This is a genomic window from Pseudomonas sp. FSL R10-0056, from assembly GCF_009600105.1.
In the GTDB taxonomy this organism is placed as follows: domain Bacteria; phylum Pseudomonadota; class Gammaproteobacteria; order Pseudomonadales; family Pseudomonadaceae; genus Aquipseudomonas; species Aquipseudomonas bubulae.
The window spans coordinates 1-17,032 of sequence record NZ_WIWL01000172.1 but is presented as its reverse complement, the minus strand read 5'-3'; the positions used below and the strand labels follow the sequence as shown (position 1 = coordinate 17,032).

Genomic DNA, 17,032 nt, shown 5'->3' with positions numbered 1-17,032 from the left:
CGGCAAGTCGTAATTTGCACGGCACGCAGCGCTATTTGCTCAAAACGACCTGATGCAGTGTTCATCGAGGGCGTTTTTCGCCCGGTTTTCCATGTTAAGCGCGCAACTCGCCCATACCCATCAGTTGTTTTCGAGCCATCCACAGGTTCGACAGGGCGAACAATGTGGTCAACTGAGCCGTGTTTTTCATCAGCCCACGAAAGCGCACTTTCACGTACCCAAATTGGCATTTGATCACCCGAAACGGATGTTCGACCTTGGCCCGTGTCTGGGCTTTGCAGTACTCAATCTTGCGCTTGCCCTTGTAGAGCACGCTGCGTTTATTCAACTTGGAATAGGTGCTGCGGCGCGCCGCGATTTGCCAGATCACTTCACGATTTTCATGCTCTTCACGCTTCTCAACGCCGGTGTATCCGGCGTCTGCATACACTGCATTTTCTTCGCCATGCAACAGCTCGGCGACCTGTGTGACATCGGCGACGTTGGCGGCGGTGCCGTGGACGTGATGAACCAAGCCGGACTCGACATCAGCGCCAATATGGGCCTTCATTCCGAAGAAATACTGGTTACCTTTTTTGGTCTGATGCATCTCGGGGTCGCGCTTTCCCTCTTCGTTTTTAGTCGAACTAGGAGCATGAATAATGGTGGCATCGACGATAGTGCCCTGACGTAGAGACATGCCTTTGTCCTGCAAATAACCATTGATGACCGCGAGGATTGCAGGTGCCAGCTGATGCTTTTCCAGTAAGTGCCGGAAATTCATGATCGTGGTGCCTTCAGGTATCGGGGCGCTCAAGGTCAAACGTGCAAACTGGCGCATGGGCGTGATTTCGTAGAGCGCTTCTTCCATGGTCGGATCGCTCAGGGAAAACCAATTCTGCAACAGATGAATACGCAGCATGGTTTCCAGAGGATAGGGTTTTCTGCCGCCACCGGCCTTGGGGTAGAACGGCTCGATCAGGCCCAGCAGACCCGTCCAGGGCACGACCTGATCCATCTCGGCGAGGAAGCGTTCGCGGCGTGTCTGCTTGCGCTTGCCGGCGTATTCGAAATCGGAAAAGCTCATCTGGCTCATAGGCGGCTCGGATCAGGTGGTCAGGCGTATTTCAGCACATTTGAAAACTTGTTCGGAGATTCCCTAGGCTTCACGGGCTTGAAGTTATAGCGCGGTTGTCCACACCGGCAGTGCCTATCAAGGTGCTGGTGTTGACTTCACAAGCCCCGGGTCACTTTTCCATGCGTTGCATGCAAGCCGGTGCAGCCGGTTATGTATGCAAGCAGCAGGACTTGACTGAACTGTTGAGTGCAATCAAGGCCGTACTGTCTGGCTACAGTTATTTCCCGAATCAAGCCTTGCACTCAGTACGTTCAAGCTTGGGGAATGCCAGTGAGGCAGATATGGTCAATCGCCTTTCTGGGCGAGAAATGATGGTGTTGCAGCAGTTGGCACGTGGAAAGAGTAACAAGGAAATTGCGGATGGCATGTTTTTGAGCAATAAAACGGTGAGCACCTACAAAACGCGCCTTTTATTGAAGCTTAATGCCCGTTCACTTGTAGATTTGATTGAGCTGGCACAGCGCAATGGCCTGGTGTGAAGAGAGGGGCTTGAAGATGTAATACCCCAAGCCCCCTGAGCAAAAGCCTCCACAACAGGAGGCTTTTGATGCCGTATCTCCGGGATTACAGGTCGTATCCATAATCTTCCAGCTCTTTTCTGAGCCGTTTTTCTTCCAGCAGTGCGTCAATGGTGCGGCGTTTGGCCAGATTGGTTTTAGCGACCTCGACAACAGGCTCTACGACTTCGTCCGAATCGACGACTGCGAAATCTTCCTCTACTTCCAGTTCTTCTTTGCCAGTGCTCATTCAATTCACTCCAGGCTAAGACAGCTAATGGCGCCCCTTATAGCGATAATCGCTCGTTGGGTAAAAAAGATTTTCTCAATCGATCAGCCCATAGAACGCCTATCACTCAATCATCAGAGGTTTTTTCCTTGAAATCGCACAGGTCTTCTATGCGACAACTGCCGCACCGAGGCTTGCGCGCCTGGCACACGTAGCGCCCGTGCAGGATAAGCCAGTGATGGGCGTCCAGCAGGTAGGGTTTTGGTACGTACTTCATGAGGTTTTTTTCGACCTCCACCACGTTTTTGCCAGGGGCAATACCGGTTCGGTTGCTGACCCTGAAAATATGGGTGTCTACAGCCATTGTCAGTTGCCGGAAAGCTGTATTGAGCACAACGTTTGCCGTTTTACGACCTACCCCGGGCAGTGCTTCAAGCTCTTCTCGGGTCTGTGGGACCTGGCTGCCATGGCGCTCAATCAATAAACGGCAGGTTTCGATCACGTTCTTGGCCTTGCTGTTATACAGGCCAATGGTCTTGATGTAGTGCGACAGTCCTTCCACTCCCAGAGCGTAGATGGCTTCTGGTGTGTTGGCGACCGGAAACAGTTTGGCCATTGCCTTGTTAACGCTGACGTCAGTGGCCTGTGCAGACAGGATCACGGCGATAAGCAGTTCAAAAGGCGATGAATAGGCCAGTTCGGTTTTAGGTTCAGGGTTGTCTTCGTGAAACCGGCGAAATATTTCAAGGCGCTTTACGGCGTTCATGGTTAAAAACGTTCCTGAAGAGCAGTCCGATAAACGGTGGGGCGCTTATATGGTTTTTTCAAGTCTTGCCCGGATCCAGCGCATTGAGTGCGGATTCTGCCTGAGTGACAGCGTCAGCCAAAAGTGTCAGCTCGGTGCGGGACACCTCTTGGCCCATGGCTTTTTTAAGTTCGGCGCGGCGCATGGCCAGCTGGATTTTTGCCCGTTTGAGTTCGGCAGTATTGGCTATCGGTGCGGGTGTGGCGGCCAGGGGCATTGACTCCAGTTGAGCCAGTGCCTGCTGCGCGGATTCAAACTGCTGTTGCAGAATAACCAGCTGAGATTGCTGCTGTGCGGTTGGCGGATGCCCGAAGGCCTTCAACGATTTGTTCAATTGCGCGCGGGCCATGGCCAGAGTGACCTTGGCTTTTTTAAGTGCGGCGTCATTGAGGCTGCCTGATGCTGCCCCGGGGAAATCCGTTTGCGTGCCGCTGAGAGTTGCTGCAGGCGGGCGCTGGGCACGGGCAAGGCGTTCAGCTTGCCTGTGCAGCTCTTCGTGGCGCAGGCGTTCGTCGCGCGACTCGAAGCGCTTGCGGGCATGCTCGCGTTTCTGGTTACGGGCGTTGAACTGCTCTTCATTCTGAGCGAGGCCGCCGACAATCGGGATGACATTGGCAGGCAGCGGGTGCATTTCGATGCAGTCCACCGGGCATGGCGCAACGCAGAGATCGCAACCGGTGCATTCATCGATAATCACGCTGTGCATCAGTTTGGCGGCGCCAAGAATGGCATCGATCGGGCAGGCCTGAATGCATTTGGTGCAGCCGATGCATTCGGCTTCGCGAATATAGGCCACTTGCGGTGGGGCCTGGCCGCGATCGGTATCCAGTTGCAGTACGGGAACCCTGAGCAAGCTGGCCAGTGCAGCAATGGTTTCGGCACCGCCAGGCGGGCACTTGTTGATTGCCTCGCCTTGAGCAATACCTTGCGCATAGGGTTTGCAGCCAGGATGGCCGCATTTCCCGCATTGAGTTTGCGGCAGTAAAGCATCAATACGTTGAATCAGGCTCATGGTGTGATCAGTCCAGCTACAGCGGGTCGCATCTGGGCGACGCTCAACATGCGCAGAGATAAATAGGGGCGTGACGGTCAAGCGTGGGTGCAAGATCGTTCAGCTCGGTAAAGACGGCTGATTATCCGGCATGACGGGAGGGGCGGCTACTGATGAACACCGTCTGGTGGCCTGCAGGCCACCAGACGGTGCAAAGGGGCAGTGTTACTTGATGCGCTGACCTGGCTTGGCGCCGCTGTCCGGGCTGAGCAGGTAAATTTCTTCACCGCCAGGGCCGGCAGCCATCACCATGCCTTCAGATATGCCAAAGCGCATTTTGCGTGGCTTCAGGTTGGCGATCATCATGGTCAGACGACCTTCAAGCTCGGCCGGGTTCGGGTAGGCGCTCTTGATTCCCGAAAACACGTTGCGTTGCTCGTCGCCAATATCCAGGGTCAGGCGCAGCAGCTTGTCGGCACCTTCAACCGCTTCGGCCTTGAGAATCAGCGCGACGCGCAAGTCCACGGCAGCGAAGGTATCGAACTCGATTTCTGCGGCCAGCGGCTCCTTGACCAGTTCGCCGTTGCCCTGTGGTGCAGCGCTGCCGGTGTCGGTCTGGCTGGCGACCAGGTCTTCTTTCGAAGCATCGGTCATGGCCTGGACCTTGACCGGGTCGATACGGGTCAGCAATGGCTTGAATGCGTTCAATTGGTGGTTGGCCAGCAACACCTGGTGATCGTTCCAGGTCAGGGGGTCGACATTCAGGAATGCCTCTGCATCGGCAGCCAAAACTGGCAGGACCGGCTTGAGGAAGATGATCAGCTGGCGGAAGAGGTTGATGCCCAGTGCGCAGACCGCCTGAACTTCAGCTTGCTTGCCTTCAACTTTGGCCATTGCCCAAGGAGCCTTGTCAGCGATCCAGGCGTTGGCACGGTCGGCCAACGCCATGATTTCACGCATGGCACGGGCGAAGTCACGGACTTCATAGGCCTCGGCAATGCTGGGTGCGGCGGCCAGGAACGCTTCGGTCAGTTCGGGAGCAGCATTGCCCTCGACCATCACACCGGCGTTACCCTTGTGAATAAAGCCTGCACAACGACTGGCGATATTGACCACTTTGCCGACAAGGTCCGAGTTGACCTTCTGTACGAAGTCTTCCAGGTTCAGGTCCAGGTCATCAACCCCGCGACCCAGCTTGGAGGCGTAGTAGTAGCGCAGGTATTCCGGTGCCAGGTGGTCCAGGTAGGTGCGGGCCTTGATAAAGGTGCCGCGGGATTTGGACATCTTCTGGCCGTTGACGGTCAGGTAACCGTGAACGTTGATGGCAGTAGGCTTGCGATAGCCTGCGCCTTCGAGCATGGCTGGCCAGAACAGGGCGTGGAAGTTAACGATGTCCTTGCCGATAAAATGGTACAGCTCGGCGGTGGAGTCCTTGGCCCAGTACGCGTCGAAGTCCAGATCTGGACGGCGGGCGCAGAGGTTCTTGAAACTGGCCATGTAGCCGATTGGTGCGTCCAGCCATACATAGAAGTACTTGCCTGGCGCGTCCGGGATCTCGAAGCCGAAGTACGGCGCATCGCGGGAGATATCCCACTGTTGCAGGCCGGTATCCAGCCATTCGGCGATCTTGTTGGCTACAGCATCCTGCAGGGCGCCGCTGCGGGTCCAGCTTTTGAGCATGGCATCGAAGTCGGGCAGCTTGAAGAAGAAGTGCTCGGAATCCTTGAGCACCGGAGTGGCGCCGGAGATGGCGGACTTGGGATTCTTCAGATCGGTTGGCGCGTAGGTGGCGCCGCATTTTTCGCAGTTGTCGCCGTACTGATCGTCAGTGCCGCATTTAGGGCAGGTGCCCTTGATGAAGCGGTCGGCCAGGAACATTTTCTTTTCCGGGTCGAAGTACTGGGTGATCGAGCGGGTAGCGATATGCCCGGCTTCGCGCAGCTTGATGTAGATCGCACTCGACAGCTCACGGTTTTCTTCGGCGTGGGTCGAGTGGAAGTTGTCGAAATCGACGAGGAACTCGGCAAAGTCGGCGCTGTGTTCAGCCTGGACGTTGGCGATCAGTTGCTCGGGGGTGATGCCTTCTTTCTCGGCGCGCAACATGATGGCCGAGCCGTGGGCATCGTCTGCGCAGACATAAGTGCACTGATTGCCGCGAAGTTTCTGGAAGCGCACCCACATATCAGTCTGGATGTACTCAAGCATATGGCCAAGGTGAATTGAACCATTGGCATAGGGCAGGGCGCTGGTGACTAAGATATTGCGTGGCTCGGACATGGGGCTCGGCTACTTGATGAGACGGTGGTCGGCCACTATAAAGCGCCGGGCAATATATTTCACCCCGTGCTGGCGTATCTGATCGTTTGTGCTGTTTTTGTGCGGTTCAAAAGCCTGCTGCCGGTGGTTTATTACAGGTACGATAGCGGCCTGTTTTACTCAGTCTTTACGGGAGTTGCCCATGAGCGCAGTTAATCGCGCAGCGGTGGAGGCCGTCCTTCGCCAATACACCGACCCTTATCTGAATCAGGATCCGGTCAGTGCCGGATGCATCCGCAACATAGAGGTTCAGGGTGAGCGCGTCAGTGTTCAGCTTGAACTGGGTTATGCCGCCGGTCTGTTCAAGGGTGGCTGGGCGCAGATCCTGCAAACCGCCATCGAAAACATGGATGGCGTGACCTCGGCCAAGGTCGAGATCAACTGCGTGATTGCGGCGCACAAGGCGCAGGCGCAAATCCCGGGCCTGGCCAATGTGAAGAACATTGTGGCCGTGGCTTCCGGCAAGGGCGGTGTCGGCAAGTCCACCACCGCAGCCAACCTGGCACTGGCGCTGGCCCGTGAAGGTGCGCGGGTGGGGATTCTGGACGCGGATATTTATGGTCCGAGCCAGGGCGTGATGTTTGGCATCGCTGAAGGTACGCGGCCGAAGATTCGTGATCAGAAGTGGTTCGTGCCCATCGAAGCCCATGGCGTTGAAGTCATGTCGATGGCCTTTTTGACTGACGACAACACGCCGATGGTGTGGCGCGGTCCGATGGTGTCGGGTGCGTTGCTGCAGCTGGTGACACAAACGGCCTGGAATGACCTTGATTACCTGGTCATTGATATGCCACCGGGTACCGGCGATATCCAGCTGACCCTGGCACAGAAAGTCCCGGTGACCGGGTCGGTGATTGTGACCACGCCGCAGGATCTGGCTTTGCTGGATGCACGCAAGGGTGTCGAGATGTTCCGCAAGGTCAACATTCCGGTGCTGGGTGTCGTGGAGAACATGGCGGTACACATTTGCTCGAACTGTGGTCACGCAGAGCATCTGTTCGGTGAGGGTGGGGGGGAGAAGCTGGCAACGCAATATGGCGTTGAGGTGCTGGCCTCGCTGCCGCTGTCGATGGAAATCCGCGAGCAGGCCGACAATGGCAAGCCAACAGCGGTGGCTGACCCCAACAGCCCGGTTGCCTTGATCTATCAGGAGCTGGCCCGACAGGTGGGTGCGCGTATTGTCCTGCATGAAGCGGCTTCGCAGGCTATGCCGACCATTACGACCACTGACGACTGAATTGCGATGCAATACCTGTAGTCGCTGACGAGGTACGAGGCTGCGATAAGGCCCCCAGGGCCTTCAGAAATTGGGGCCGCTATGCAGCCCATCGCCGCCTCGTGCCTCTTCAGCGACTACAAAATCGTGCCTGGGTTTATTACGGGCATAAAAAAACCCCGCTTTTAAGGGCGGGGTTTTTTACTGGATCAGTACAAGTTAGATAACTTGAACTTCCTCAGCTTGCATGCCTTTCTGACCGCGAGTAGCGATGAAAGAAACCTGTTGGCCTTCTTTCAGGCTTTTGAAGCCGTCGGATTGGATTGCTTTGAAGTGAACAAACAGGTCGTCACCGGATTGTGGAGTGATGAAGCCGAAGCCTTTTTCATCGTTGAACCACTTAACGGTACCAGTTTGGCGATTAGACATGGTGTAACTCCTTGAACAAAGATAACTGCGACGCAGGAAAAGCCCTGGCCGAGACTGAGTGCAAAGAGCAGGAAAAATTCTTGGAGATGGTTGGATCGAAATTCAACATATCGTGTAGAGATTCTCAGTGACACAAGCAACACAGTGGCGCCACCTTAACGCTTTTTTCCGAACGTGCAAAGGGTCTTTGCGAAGGATTATCCAAAAACGTGACTGACGGTTGCCCTCACACCCTGTATTCAGGGGATCTCAAGCTAATTTCGATATTTTTTCCCCAGATTTTTGAACAGGGCCTTGGGGGGCGGTAAGATGCCCAACAGAATTTTCTACCTCGCTATTCAGGACACCCGCCATGAGCATCAAACCAGACAAGTGGATTCGCCGCATGGCGCAAGAGCACGGCATGATCGAACCTTTCGTCGAGCGTCAGGTGCGTGAAGAAGGCGAGAACCGTCTGATCTCCTACGGCGTTTCGAGCTACGGCTATGACGTTCGTTGCGCAAACGAGTTCAAGGTCTTCACCAATATCAACTCGGCGACCGTTGATCCAAAAAATTTCGACGCGGGCAGCTTTGTCGATGTCACCAGCGACGTTTGCATCATCCCGCCCAACTCCTTCGCCCTGGCGCGCACCGTTGAGTACTTCCGTATTCCGCGCAATGTGCTGACCATCTGCCTGGGTAAAAGTACCTACGCGCGTTGCGGCATCATCGTTAACGTGACGCCACTTGAGCCCGAGTGGGAAGGTCATGTGACCCTGGAGTTTTCCAACACCACGACATTGCCGGCCAAGATCTACGCCAATGAAGGCGTGGCACAAATGCTGTTCTTCGAATCTGACGAAGAGTGTGAAGTGTCGTACAAGGACCGTGGCGGCAAGTATCAGGGCCAGCGCGGCGTGACCTTGCCTCGCACCTGACGAACAGAGGGAATTCTTGAGCGCAAATGCACTCTATTGAGTGTATTTCCGGTTACGCATCCAGCGAGCCGGATCATCGCTCAGGAGTGCCTTATGAAGATTGATCCGAGTATCCGCGCCCAACTGGCAAACCTCGAGCCCAATCAGGTCGGGCTGCTGGCCTGGTCTCTGCTGGCCTTTCCACAGCTGCATGCAGGTGGCATCCCCGGCCAGCCTGACCCGGACAGCCCGCAACCGATCGAGCCCGAACCGGGCGTGCCAACGCTGCCTGACGAGCCTCCGCCTGCGCCGGTTGCCTGATCCGGTAGTGGCTCAAGGCGATAGCAGATAACCGCTACGATAGGCTTCGCGGCCTGCCACGTGGGCAATCACCATGCCTGCGGTGGCCATTCGCCGCTGAGAGCGGGCATACAGCAAACCTGCGCTGGCGCAGTAAACCGGTGTGAGCTTGTCGCTGATGGGGTCAATGATCTCGGCAATCAACTGGCCAGCGCACAGATACTCCCCCGGCCTGGCATTGAACACCAGCAGCCCGCCTGCAGGTGTTGCCACGGGCTCTACGCCGGCCAAAGGGGTGGCGGGGTAGAGAAGGGGTGGCAAAGGCACGGATTCTCCGTCAATCGCGCCAAAATCGATCAGATAATCAATCAGCGCCTGGCAGTCGTGCCCTGCATGGCTGTGGTTCACATCTGCCAGGCCGCGTAATTCCAGGGTTACGGAAAAGCTGCCCTGGGGAATCGCATAGCAATGACCGAAACGCTGCTGTAGTTGCCACCACAGCAGGGTGAAGCACTCATCGAACGACAACCCGCCGGAGTCCGTTGCCAGCAGGCTGGCTTGAGCGCCGAGGTGGCGCGCCAGCGGTTCGACCTGCGGCCAGGCTTCAGGCGTGGTGTACAGGTGGGGTACGGCCTCATAGTCGCAGTGCAGGTCCAGCACCATATCGGCATCGCAGGCCAGCGTTTGCAGGGTCAGGCGCTGGGAGTGCAACTGCGTTGTCGGCACTTGCGCTGACAGCAGTTCGCGCAAGCGACGGCGGATTAACTGCAGGTTCTGTGCGGGATCATCGCTGAGCTGGCCTTCAAGCTCATCACCAATCTGCGTGCTCAGGTCCAGGAAGTTACGATTGAAGTTCTGCCCGCTTTGCAGCTCGTAACGCCCCAGCGGGATATCCATCAAGACCTGCTCAAGGCCAGCCGGGTTGGCCACTGGTACCACGACTATCTCAAAGAGCAATCGTCCCGCCGCCTCAAGCTCTGCAAGGCGCTGCTTGAGGTGCCAGGCGACCAGCATCCCGGGCAATTCATCCGCATGCAGTGAGGCCTGGATATAGATCTTGCCTCGGGGCTGGGCAGGCCCGTAATGAAAACTGTGAATAAGCCGTTCAGTGCCCGGGACAGGTGCCAGCAAAGGATGAATTTGATGTCGCTGCATGGAGACGTCCTTGTGAGCCAAGTTCAGATGGCCAGACAGTAGCGCTGTGCCAGTCGCCCCAATCGAAGCATATTATGGGCGACATACAAATGAAAAATTGCACCTTTTACTCAGCATATGCCCTCTCCCGGCTTTGTGCATGAGAGGGCAGGCTGTGGCTCTCGGTTACTTGCCCGGAACCAGGGTCAGACGGGTCTTGCCGTAGGTCTTGTCGAAGTTCTGCGGCTGCATCGGGAAGCTGATGTACTGCCCTTTGAGCCACGGATCGATACCGTCGGTGTAGTGCGGGCTGGCCGGGTTACTCGATTGCCCGGTGCTGTTTTGCGCCATCATCGGTTCGACCTGGCCGAAGTCGATGATCATGCGCATGGCCGGTATCTGCGTCACCTCGAAGTTTGCGCCTGCGAGGTGGTAGGCCGCCGTATTGAGGGTCGTATGATCGCCGCCTGCCATAACGGGGGCGCGAACAGTCTGGCCGTTGGCATTGCGCCATACGTACTGATGCAGCTTGCCCCACTGCCATGCTTTGTGATCGTTGCCCATCAGGCTGTCACCGGTGCTGATCGCCCCGGCCAGGCTGCGGGCCAGAATGGCCGGTTTGTCTTCTTTTTGCGTGGTGCGGCTATCGTCCCAGAAAGGACTGTCTTCGCGGCCCAGCAAGTGATCGGCTACCGCCGGGTAAGACAGGTTGCTGTTGGCCACAAATGCCTGCCAGCTGGCGCTGTTCTCGGGGCCCAGTTCATCCAGGAAGATCTGCCGGGTGCTTTCCTGCAAAAACAGTTCGTACACTGCCGCATCGGCCGAGTTGGCGCCGAGCTTGCCGTCAAATGCCATCAGCCGGCCAAGAGCTTCACGGGCTTTGGCCTGTTCTGGCGCGGGCAATGCCGCGATCGCCTGTTTCAGAGGCTGTGCCATGCCGGGGGCGCTGAACATGGTTTTCAGCTTGGCTGCGAACAGCGTGGTCTGGTCGTACTGCATGGCTATCATGCTGCGGGCGTCCTGTTTGCCACTGCCTGCCAGTTGCGCAAGGCGTTCGCTGCGCTCAGGTGACAGCCACGAGTTGGACAGTTGCATGCCGTAGCCATAGGCGGCCGTACGCTGGTTGGCGGTACCCAGCCAGCCTTGGGTCGGGTCCTGGTCGTAGGGGTGCAGCATCGGGTCGGCGTAACCTTCCCAATCGTAGCGGCCATCCCAGCCCGGCGACGGGAACAGGCCAAGCCCTTCACGGCGGTTGGGGTAGAGCCCGGTCACTTGCCAGCCGATATGGTTGGCGTCGGCATACAGCAGGTTCAGCGCCACAGCGCGGATTTCACGGCTGGCATCCGAGGCTTTTTCGCTGTTCTGGGCACGGGACAGGTCAAAAAATGCGTCGAGGGTTTTGTCGCCCTGCAAGTCCGGGGTTTGCAGGGCAAGGCCCAGGCTACTGTTCAGGGCATTGGGGCTGCCCAGGGTGCTGTTGAGCAAAGGCCCGTGGCGGGTTTCGTAAATTACTTCGCGAATCGGACGCTGACCTTTGACGAAAAAGGTTTCGTTGCGCACCGTCGCCGGTAGCCACTTGCCGTTCGCCATGTAGTACAGGCTGCTGCCCTGGCGTTTGAGCTTCTCCAGGAACACATCCTGGTTGTCGCCCATGGCCATGCTCATACCCCATGCCACCTTGCCGTTGAACCCGGCAAACAGGGTCGGCAAGCCCGCAATGGTTGCCCCGGCAGCCTGGTATTTGGGGGCGCGAATCTGCACGTAGTTCCAGGCCGAAGGCACGCCTATGGGTTGATGGATATCGTTGGCCAGCAGGCTCTTGCCACTGCGGCTGCGCTGCGGGCCAATGGCCCAGTCGCTGGATGCCGTGACACCTGGCAGGCTCAGTTGCTTCACCTGTTCAAGGGCCTGGGACACGCCGCTCAAGCCTTGCAACTGGCTGCCCAGGGCCAGGCCCTTGAGCTTGTCGGCTTCGCTGCTGGGCAGGGCTTCGTTGGGATAGGTTGGCATCAGCCAGGGCAGTTTGTAGGTGCCGACTTTTTGCGTAAGGGCCAGGGCGTTGAGTTCTTCTTGCAGGTTGACCGACATGCCGAAGTTCAACAGGCTGAAAATCAGCGCCGAGTCCTCGGGTTTCCAGTACTCGACCTTGTAGCTGGCCTGCGCCAGATCGGCCGGCAATTTGTCGCGGTAGCGGAACAGGTAGGCGTTGACTCCGCGAGCGTAGACTTCGAAAAACTTTTTAAGTCGCGGTGAGGCGCTTTTATAAAGCTCGTCAGCGTTCTTTTTCAGATTGACGGTGCGCATCAACCGGTCGCTTTGCAGTGCATCAACGCCGTTGAGCTCGGCCAAGCGGCCTTGGGCCAGCAAGCGCAAACGCACCATCTGGCTGATTCGGTCACCGGCATGCACATAACCCAGGGTGAACAGGGCGTCATGGAAGCTGCTGCTTTCGATCAGCGGCATGCCCTGGATGTTGCGGCGTACCGACACGTTCTGTGCAAGGCCCTTGAGCGGTTGCACGCCAGAGGCTGGCACCAGGCTTTCAGTGGCATGGTTGTTTATCTGGCACCCGGCCAGGCCCAGCAGGCTGACCATTGCCGCGGCAACGCCGAACCGGGGTAGTAAAGAAGTAAAGGCTGGCGAGGCCATGGCAAAGCTCCTGCGGGGGTGGTGTCATCGAAAGCCGCTACGTTAGTGAGGCCGATGACACCGTGCAAGCGCTATATGCACTACTTCGGCGGGTTGATTTTATCCACCAGTGCGTAGGCACGTTCTGTAGCCGGGCGCGCCTTGACTCGCTGGAACCAGGCCTTCAGGGCCGGGAAATCATCCAGGTTCTGCCCCTGCCATTCATGGGGCACGATCCACGGGTAAATCGCCATGTCGGCGATGCTGTATTCGTCACCCGCAACAAACTCGCGGCCTTCCAGCTGTTTGTTCAATACGCGATACAAACGGGCCGTCTCTTCGGTGTAGCGTTTGATCGCATACGGGATTTTTTCCGGTGCGAAGCGGTTGAAGTGATGATTTTGCCCGGCCATTGGCCCCAGGCCACCCATTTGCCAGAACAGCCATTGCAGGGCCATTTGCCGGCCGCGCAGGTCCTTGGGTAAAAATTGCCCGGTTTTTTCCGCGAGGTACAGCAGGATCGCGCCGGACTCGAACAAGGACAGTGGCTCGCCACCGTCGGCCGGTGCCTGATCAACAATGGCCGGGATGCGGTTATTCGGGGCTATCTTCAAAAAGTCCGGAGCAAACTGTTCGTTCTTGCCGATATTGATCGGATGAACCTTGTAGGGCAGGCCAGCTTCTTCAAGAAACAATGAGACTTTGTGGCCGTTGGGAGTGGTCCAGTAATAAAGATCGATCATGAAGGGCTCCAGAAGGGAATGTTCACCCAGCACCTGACGACCATCAGAGGCGGTCATCGACTGTGGGCTGTCAGTTTTACCCCCAAAAGCGCGTCGGATGAAAGCAGGTCATGGTTTGTGACGCACTTTTTCATAAAGCAAAAACACAAACGCCGCACAGGACACTGGATCCTGTGCGGCGTTTGCAAAGCGTCCCGAGGGATCAGGCGCCGTGGCACTTCTTGAATTTCTTGCTGCTGCCGCACGGGCAGGGATCGTTGCGGCCAACGTCTTTCAGCTCGTTGCGCACAGGCTCTTGAGGTGCATGGCCGCAATGCGGGCCATGTACATGACCGTGATCGTGGTCATGGGTGTGGCCATGATCATGATCGTGGTTGCAGTCGGGGCCATGAACGTGGGGTTGTTGGGTCATTGCTCAATCACTCTGGAATAAAATCGCCGGGGATTATCTCGCCTTTGCGCGTCAGGTGCACGTCGTAACCGTAGAACAGCCCGGTTTGCAGTGTGCCCTCGAGTCGGTAGGGGATGGGCTGGTCGGGTGTTTCAAGCAAATTGACCAGCGGGCGCACCTGCGGCCAGAGGTTGGTACGCACCGGTATCACGTACATGGCGCTGCTGTTGGGTTGCACGCTGAACCAGTGTTCGTTCTCACCTTCGGTCAGCTTGATGGTGCCCAGATACACGGCATAGCTCAGGCCGCGTACGGTCAGTGTCGAGTCATTGGGGTTGTCGACCCGAAAATGCAGCCTGAAGCGCTGCTCCAGCAGCTTGGCCTGCACCAGTTCGACTTTTTCCAGATGCACGTCCGGGTCCTTGTCGCCTGAGTCGAACCAGGAGGTGCATCCCGATACCATCAGCAGCATGGCCAGGGCGATTGTTTTTATTGTTCGGGCCCGCACGTCCATTGTTTAACCCTCAGAGTCCAGCCTATTGACCGAAAAAACCGGCACAGCATTTTTTGAACTTCAGCCCGCTGGCGCATGGGCAAGCGTCGTTGCGCCCGACCTTGAGCGGTACGGTGGGGTCGATGAAGTACCAGTGCCCGGCGCTTTGCACAAAGGATGAGCGCTCGCGGTGGCTGTGCTCACCATTGGCGTCGTGCCAGCGTGCAGTAAAGGTCACAAAGGCGTGTTCCGGTTGGCCGCCGAACACTTCGCTGCTTTCTACGGTCAAGCCCAGCCAGGTGCTCTGCGCGCTCCAGTCGGCAATGGACTGGCGATCCAGCCCGGTTTGCTGCACAGGCAGGGTGGTGCTGACCAGGTAGTCGACAAGCCCCAATACATAGGCGCTGTAGCGTGAGCGCATCAGGGTTTCGGCGCTCGGGGCCGGGTGGCCGTCATGATAGTGCCCGCAGCAGGCTTCCAGCAGGTTGCCGCTGCCGCAGGGGCAAATGGATGTGCTCATCGGGTTACCACCAATACTTGCCAAAGTTTTCCGGGTTTGCCCAAAACCTGGCGTTTAGCCAGTCGGGTACTTGTTTGTATTCGCGCAAGTCGTAAGTAAAGAGCGTCAGGACTTGCTCGTCACGCTGAAACCTCTCATTGCTTTGTAAAGCAAGGGCGTAAAAGTCGGTTTCTTTCCAATTGCAGGCTGTGAGATCCGCCAGCACGGCAATGCGACTGGCATTGAGGTTGCGAATGCCGCCCAGCAATTGCAGCCCGCTGTTTTTGGGCAGGTGCTCCAGGCAGTCGATCACCAGTGCCAGGTCAAAGCGTTGCGCTGCCAGGTCTTCGGGCAACGGGCCAGGCGCTGCTCGGGCCACCTGCGCGCCGGGGTGCGCAGCCTCGAAGGCGGCCAGTGCCGGGAAACTGCTGGCCCCGACCACGAGCAGGCGTTGTGGCGCATAACGATCCAGCAAGGCCGCCAGCGCTTGCTGGGGTGTACGTGTAGAAATACCGGGCGTCATCGAAGGTCCTCACTTAGAGCGTCCAAGACTAGCCTGCGCAAGTCGCGCGGCCTAGTGGGCTGTTGCCGCTACTGTCACTTTGCTGGCGCATACCCTGAGCGCAGTCTTTACTTTGCCTTGCATCGGCCAAACGCCGACCCTCAGGAGAGACCCTTTTATGAGCATCATAAGAACAGCAGTACCTCTGGTTGTTCTCACCGGCGTATTAACGGGCTGTGCCGGGTTGCAAAAAACTGACTGGCCCACCTGTGCTGCAGTCGGCGGTGTGGGCGGGGCGGCCTTGGGTGCAATAAAAAGCTCGGCCTGGGCGGGGGGTGGTGCCGTATTCGGTGCGGGCATGGCCGCGGCTTACTGTTGGGTACACGGTGACGGCGATGCGGATGGCGACGGTGTTCCGGACAGTCGCGACAAGTGCCCTGATACGCCCCAAGGCGTGAAAGTCGATGCTGCGGGCTGCCCGATTGTGGCCGTGGTGGTGGTTGAAGAAGTGGTGGTCGTCAAGCAAGAGGCTATTGTAGTACGTGATGTGAATTTCGAATTCAACTCTGCCCGGTTGACTGCGGCGGACAAGGAAAAGCTCAATATCATAGCCGCGCGCCTGAAAAAAGACGCCGCCAACGCCCAGTTGAAGGTCACAGGGTATACCGACAGTTTGGGCAATGAGGCCTACAACCTGAAACTGTCCAAGGCACGGGCGCAGTCGGTGGTTGAGTACTTGATCGACAGCGGTGTACCGCGCAGCCAGTTTGTTTCCGTGGAGGGAGCCGGTGAGTCGAACCCTGTGGCCAGCAATCAGACCCCTGAGGGCCGCGCCCAAAACAGACGTACCGAGATTCTGATCATTCGTTAACCCTTGGTATCGCCGCGGTTTTGCCCGGGCCAGTCGAAGTTGCGGCGAATCTTTTTATGACGGTCTATGGCGTCCTGCTTGTACAAGCCGTTAATGTGCGCCAAAGAACATGCTAAAGGCGGATGTATGAGGGTGCTTTGGGGGCTGGGTAAAGCATTGACACTGATAGTTTGGGCCTTGGTGCTGAGTAATCTGTACCAGCCCTTGGTCTACCCGTTCGATGTGCTGATCAACCTTGTTGGCAGCCTGTTGGTGCTGACCCATGTGCTTGAGGTGCTCTTGTTCAAAGGTCGCCTGCAAGGCCGCCGCCATCCCTGGCGTGATCGCCTGTTGATTCTTGTGTTTGGAGTTTTTCACGCACATACCCTTCCTGCCTCCCGCGAACGAGATGCCAGCCATGCGTAAGTTATGTTTGTTGGCTGCCTTGTGCAGCCCTTTTGCTCAGGCCGAGGTCGTCTCGGTCGAGGCCAACTCGATGATGCGCCTGCCCGCTAACGTCAGTGTATTGCGCCTGGAAAAGCTCGATGTTGCTGACTACGGGACGTTATTGATTCCAGCGGGGATCACCCAGGTCGATATCGACCAACTGCAGCTGGGTCGTGAAGCACGCATCACTATCGTTCCTGCCGAGCACGGCATCGCGCTGCGGGTGGCGCGTGCCGAACTGGGCGAGGGCAGCCAGATCAATGCCCGTGGCGCCACCGGTACCTTTGAAAAGCCTGCGCGGCCAGCCCGGGACCTGAGCCTGCGGATTGAGTCACTGCAAGCGCCGCAACTGTCCATTGATGCCCGTGGCGGTACGGGAGCGCCGGGTTTTGCCGGGCTTGATGGCGGTAATGGCGAAGAGCCAGGCTGTACTTGGGGCGCGGCGGGCTCCGGAGCCAATGGCGACAATGGAGGTAACGGGCAACCGGGTGCGGCCGGCGGGCAGGTGCGGGTTGAGCTGCCGCGTGACTACCCGGCCGAACAGGTC

General features: G+C 57.5%; 19 protein-coding genes and 1 pseudogene. 7 read left to right on the top strand and 13 right to left on the bottom strand.

Features of this window, described 5'->3' with window-relative positions; all coding sequences use genetic code 11:
* Window positions 1-94: 94 nt before the first annotated feature.
* On the bottom strand, window positions 95-1,075 hold the full coding sequence (locus tag GHO42_RS10915; RefSeq protein ID WP_153327791.1) for an IS5 family transposase: 981 nt from the start codon (window positions 1,073-1,075) through the stop codon (window positions 95-97).
* 62 nt (window positions 1,076-1,137) lie between these two features.
* On the opposite strand from GHO42_RS10915, the pseudogene GHO42_RS10910 reads away from it, so the two are divergent.
* Window positions 1,138-1,596, top strand: a pseudogene (locus GHO42_RS10910) (LuxR C-terminal-related transcriptional regulator); the annotation flags it as partial.
* 85 nt (window positions 1,597-1,681) lie between these two features.
* Here the strand turns inward: GHO42_RS10910 and GHO42_RS10905 are convergent.
* The 4 genes from GHO42_RS10905 to metG all read right to left on the bottom strand — a co-directional run bounded on the left by GHO42_RS10905 (window position 1,682) and on the right by metG (window position 5,916).
* The gene (locus tag GHO42_RS10905) at window positions 1,682-1,864 is read right to left on the bottom strand and encodes a PA3496 family putative envelope integrity protein (protein ID WP_016779702.1); all 183 of its coding nucleotides are present in this window, start codon (window positions 1,862-1,864) and stop codon (window positions 1,682-1,684) included.
* Window positions 1,865-1,970: 106 nt separating this feature from the next.
* Window positions 1,971-2,609: an endonuclease III gene (gene nth, locus GHO42_RS10900; RefSeq protein ID WP_095002960.1), complete on the bottom strand. Its 639-nt coding sequence runs from the start codon at window positions 2,607-2,609 to the stop codon at window positions 1,971-1,973.
* Between the two features lie 58 nt (window positions 2,610-2,667).
* Window positions 2,668-3,660, bottom strand: coding sequence for an electron transport complex subunit RsxB (gene rsxB, locus GHO42_RS10895; protein WP_095019462.1), 993 nt, complete (start codon window positions 3,658-3,660; stop codon window positions 2,668-2,670).
* Between the two features lie 204 nt (window positions 3,661-3,864).
* Window positions 3,865-5,916: a methionine--tRNA ligase gene (metG, locus tag GHO42_RS10890; RefSeq protein ID WP_133144834.1), complete on the bottom strand. Its 2,052-nt coding sequence runs from the start codon at window positions 5,914-5,916 to the stop codon at window positions 3,865-3,867.
* A gap of 181 nt (window positions 5,917-6,097) precedes the next feature.
* Here metG and apbC point away from each other — a divergent pair, with 181 nt between their 5' ends.
* Window positions 6,098-7,192: an iron-sulfur cluster carrier protein ApbC gene (gene apbC / locus GHO42_RS10885; protein ID WP_095002963.1), complete on the top strand. Its 1,095-nt coding sequence runs from the start codon at window positions 6,098-6,100 to the stop codon at window positions 7,190-7,192.
* Between the two features lie 198 nt (window positions 7,193-7,390).
* Here apbC and GHO42_RS10880 read toward each other — a convergent pair whose 3' ends face one another.
* Entirely contained in the window at window positions 7,391-7,600 is a 210-nt protein-coding gene (locus GHO42_RS10880; protein ID WP_002554837.1) for a cold-shock protein, read from the bottom strand.
* A 352-nt stretch (window positions 7,601-7,952) separates the two neighbouring features.
* Here GHO42_RS10880 and dcd point away from each other — a divergent pair, with 352 nt between their 5' ends.
* Window positions 7,953-8,519 carry a dCTP deaminase gene (dcd, locus tag GHO42_RS10875; RefSeq protein ID WP_016779707.1) on the top strand — a complete coding sequence of 189 codons (567 nt, stop codon included), beginning with the start codon at window positions 7,953-7,955 and terminating at the stop codon, window positions 8,517-8,519.
* Between the two features lie 93 nt (window positions 8,520-8,612).
* Complete coding sequence (locus tag GHO42_RS10870; protein ID WP_095002964.1) at window positions 8,613-8,819, top strand: hypothetical protein; 207 nt, start codon at window positions 8,613-8,615, stop codon at window positions 8,817-8,819.
* Window positions 8,820-8,831: 12 nt separating this feature from the next.
* Here the strand turns inward: GHO42_RS10870 and GHO42_RS10865 are convergent, their stop codons facing one another.
* The 7 genes from GHO42_RS10865 to GHO42_RS10835 all read right to left on the bottom strand — a co-directional run bounded on the left by GHO42_RS10865 (window position 8,832) and on the right by GHO42_RS10835 (window position 15,209).
* Window positions 8,832-9,953, bottom strand: coding sequence for a succinylglutamate desuccinylase/aspartoacylase family protein (locus tag GHO42_RS10865; protein WP_095019460.1), 1,122 nt, complete (start codon window positions 9,951-9,953; stop codon window positions 8,832-8,834).
* A 165-nt stretch (window positions 9,954-10,118) separates the two neighbouring features.
* Entirely contained in the window at window positions 10,119-12,581 is a 2,463-nt protein-coding gene (locus tag GHO42_RS10860) for a penicillin acylase family protein (protein WP_153327789.1), read from the bottom strand.
* A gap of 80 nt (window positions 12,582-12,661) precedes the next feature.
* The gene (locus GHO42_RS10855) at window positions 12,662-13,303 is read right to left on the bottom strand and encodes a glutathione binding-like protein (RefSeq protein ID WP_095002967.1); all 642 of its coding nucleotides are present in this window, start codon (window positions 13,301-13,303) and stop codon (window positions 12,662-12,664) included.
* 202 nt (window positions 13,304-13,505) lie between these two features.
* Window positions 13,506-13,715, bottom strand: coding sequence for an SEC-C metal-binding domain-containing protein (locus GHO42_RS10850; protein ID WP_086795965.1), 210 nt, complete (start codon window positions 13,713-13,715; stop codon window positions 13,506-13,508).
* Between the two features lie 7 nt (window positions 13,716-13,722).
* Window positions 13,723-14,208 (bottom strand): LEA type 2 family protein, encoded by a 486-nt coding sequence (locus GHO42_RS10845; RefSeq protein ID WP_095002968.1) that lies wholly within the window; start codon window positions 14,206-14,208, stop codon window positions 13,723-13,725.
* A 22-nt stretch (window positions 14,209-14,230) separates the two neighbouring features.
* Entirely contained in the window at window positions 14,231-14,707 is a 477-nt protein-coding gene (locus GHO42_RS10840; RefSeq protein WP_153327787.1) for a YchJ family protein, read from the bottom strand.
* Between the two features lie 4 nt (window positions 14,708-14,711).
* Window positions 14,712-15,209, bottom strand: coding sequence for a DUF6231 family protein (locus GHO42_RS10835; RefSeq protein ID WP_095019457.1), 498 nt, complete (start codon window positions 15,207-15,209; stop codon window positions 14,712-14,714).
* Between the two features lie 157 nt (window positions 15,210-15,366).
* On the opposite strand from GHO42_RS10835, the gene GHO42_RS10830 reads away from it, so the two are divergent.
* The 3 genes from GHO42_RS10830 to GHO42_RS10820 all read left to right on the top strand — a co-directional run.
* Window positions 15,367-16,059: an OmpA family protein gene (locus tag GHO42_RS10830; RefSeq protein ID WP_153327785.1), complete on the top strand. Its 693-nt coding sequence runs from the start codon at window positions 15,367-15,369 to the stop codon at window positions 16,057-16,059.
* 126 nt (window positions 16,060-16,185) lie between these two features.
* Entirely contained in the window at window positions 16,186-16,464 is a 279-nt protein-coding gene (locus GHO42_RS10825) for a DUF1145 domain-containing protein (protein WP_095002972.1), read from the top strand.
* Window positions 16,457-17,032 (top strand): collagen-like protein (locus tag GHO42_RS10820; protein WP_153384152.1); only part of this gene is annotated, 576 nt, incomplete at its 3' end. The genes GHO42_RS10825 and GHO42_RS10820, both read left to right, overlap by 8 nt.

Coding starts and splice junctions, on each gene's coding strand:
- GHO42_RS10845 (WP_095002968.1), bottom strand. CDS start 14,208: ATGGACGTGCGGGCCCGAACAATAAAAACAATCGCCCTGGCCATGCTG.
- dcd (WP_016779707.1), top strand. CDS start 7,953: ATGAGCATCAAACCAGACAAGTGGATTCGCCGCATGGCGCAAGAGCAC.
- GHO42_RS10840 (WP_153327787.1), bottom strand. CDS start 14,707: ATGAGCACATCCATTTGCCCCTGCGGCAGCGGCAACCTGCTGGAAGCC.
- GHO42_RS10905 (WP_016779702.1), bottom strand. CDS start 1,864: ATGAGCACTGGCAAAGAAGAACTGGAAGTAGAGGAAGATTTCGCAGTC.
- GHO42_RS10825 (WP_095002972.1), top strand. CDS start 16,186: ATGAGGGTGCTTTGGGGGCTGGGTAAAGCATTGACACTGATAGTTTGG.
- GHO42_RS10880 (WP_002554837.1), bottom strand. CDS start 7,600: ATGTCTAATCGCCAAACTGGTACCGTTAAGTGGTTCAACGATGAAAAA.
- GHO42_RS10850 (WP_086795965.1), bottom strand. CDS start 13,715: ATGACCCAACAACCCCACGTTCATGGCCCCGACTGCAACCACGATCAT.
- GHO42_RS10830 (WP_153327785.1), top strand. CDS start 15,367: ATGAGCATCATAAGAACAGCAGTACCTCTGGTTGTTCTCACCGGCGTA.
- GHO42_RS10865 (WP_095019460.1), bottom strand. CDS start 9,953: ATGCAGCGACATCAAATTCATCCTTTGCTGGCACCTGTCCCGGGCACT.
- GHO42_RS10915 (WP_153327791.1), bottom strand. CDS start 1,075: ATGAGCCAGATGAGCTTTTCCGATTTCGAATACGCCGGCAAGCGCAAG.
- GHO42_RS10835 (WP_095019457.1), bottom strand. CDS start 15,209: ATGACGCCCGGTATTTCTACACGTACACCCCAGCAAGCGCTGGCGGCC.
- metG (WP_133144834.1), bottom strand. CDS start 5,916: ATGTCCGAGCCACGCAATATCTTAGTCACCAGCGCCCTGCCCTATGCC.
- GHO42_RS10855 (WP_095002967.1), bottom strand. CDS start 13,303: ATGATCGATCTTTATTACTGGACCACTCCCAACGGCCACAAAGTCTCA.
- apbC (WP_095002963.1), top strand. CDS start 6,098: ATGAGCGCAGTTAATCGCGCAGCGGTGGAGGCCGTCCTTCGCCAATAC.
- rsxB (WP_095019462.1), bottom strand. CDS start 3,660: ATGAGCCTGATTCAACGTATTGATGCTTTACTGCCGCAAACTCAATGC.
- GHO42_RS10860 (WP_153327789.1), bottom strand. CDS start 12,581: ATGGCCTCGCCAGCCTTTACTTCTTTACTACCCCGGTTCGGCGTTGCC.
- GHO42_RS10870 (WP_095002964.1), top strand. CDS start 8,613: ATGAAGATTGATCCGAGTATCCGCGCCCAACTGGCAAACCTCGAGCCC.
- nth (WP_095002960.1), bottom strand. CDS start 2,609: ATGAACGCCGTAAAGCGCCTTGAAATATTTCGCCGGTTTCACGAAGAC.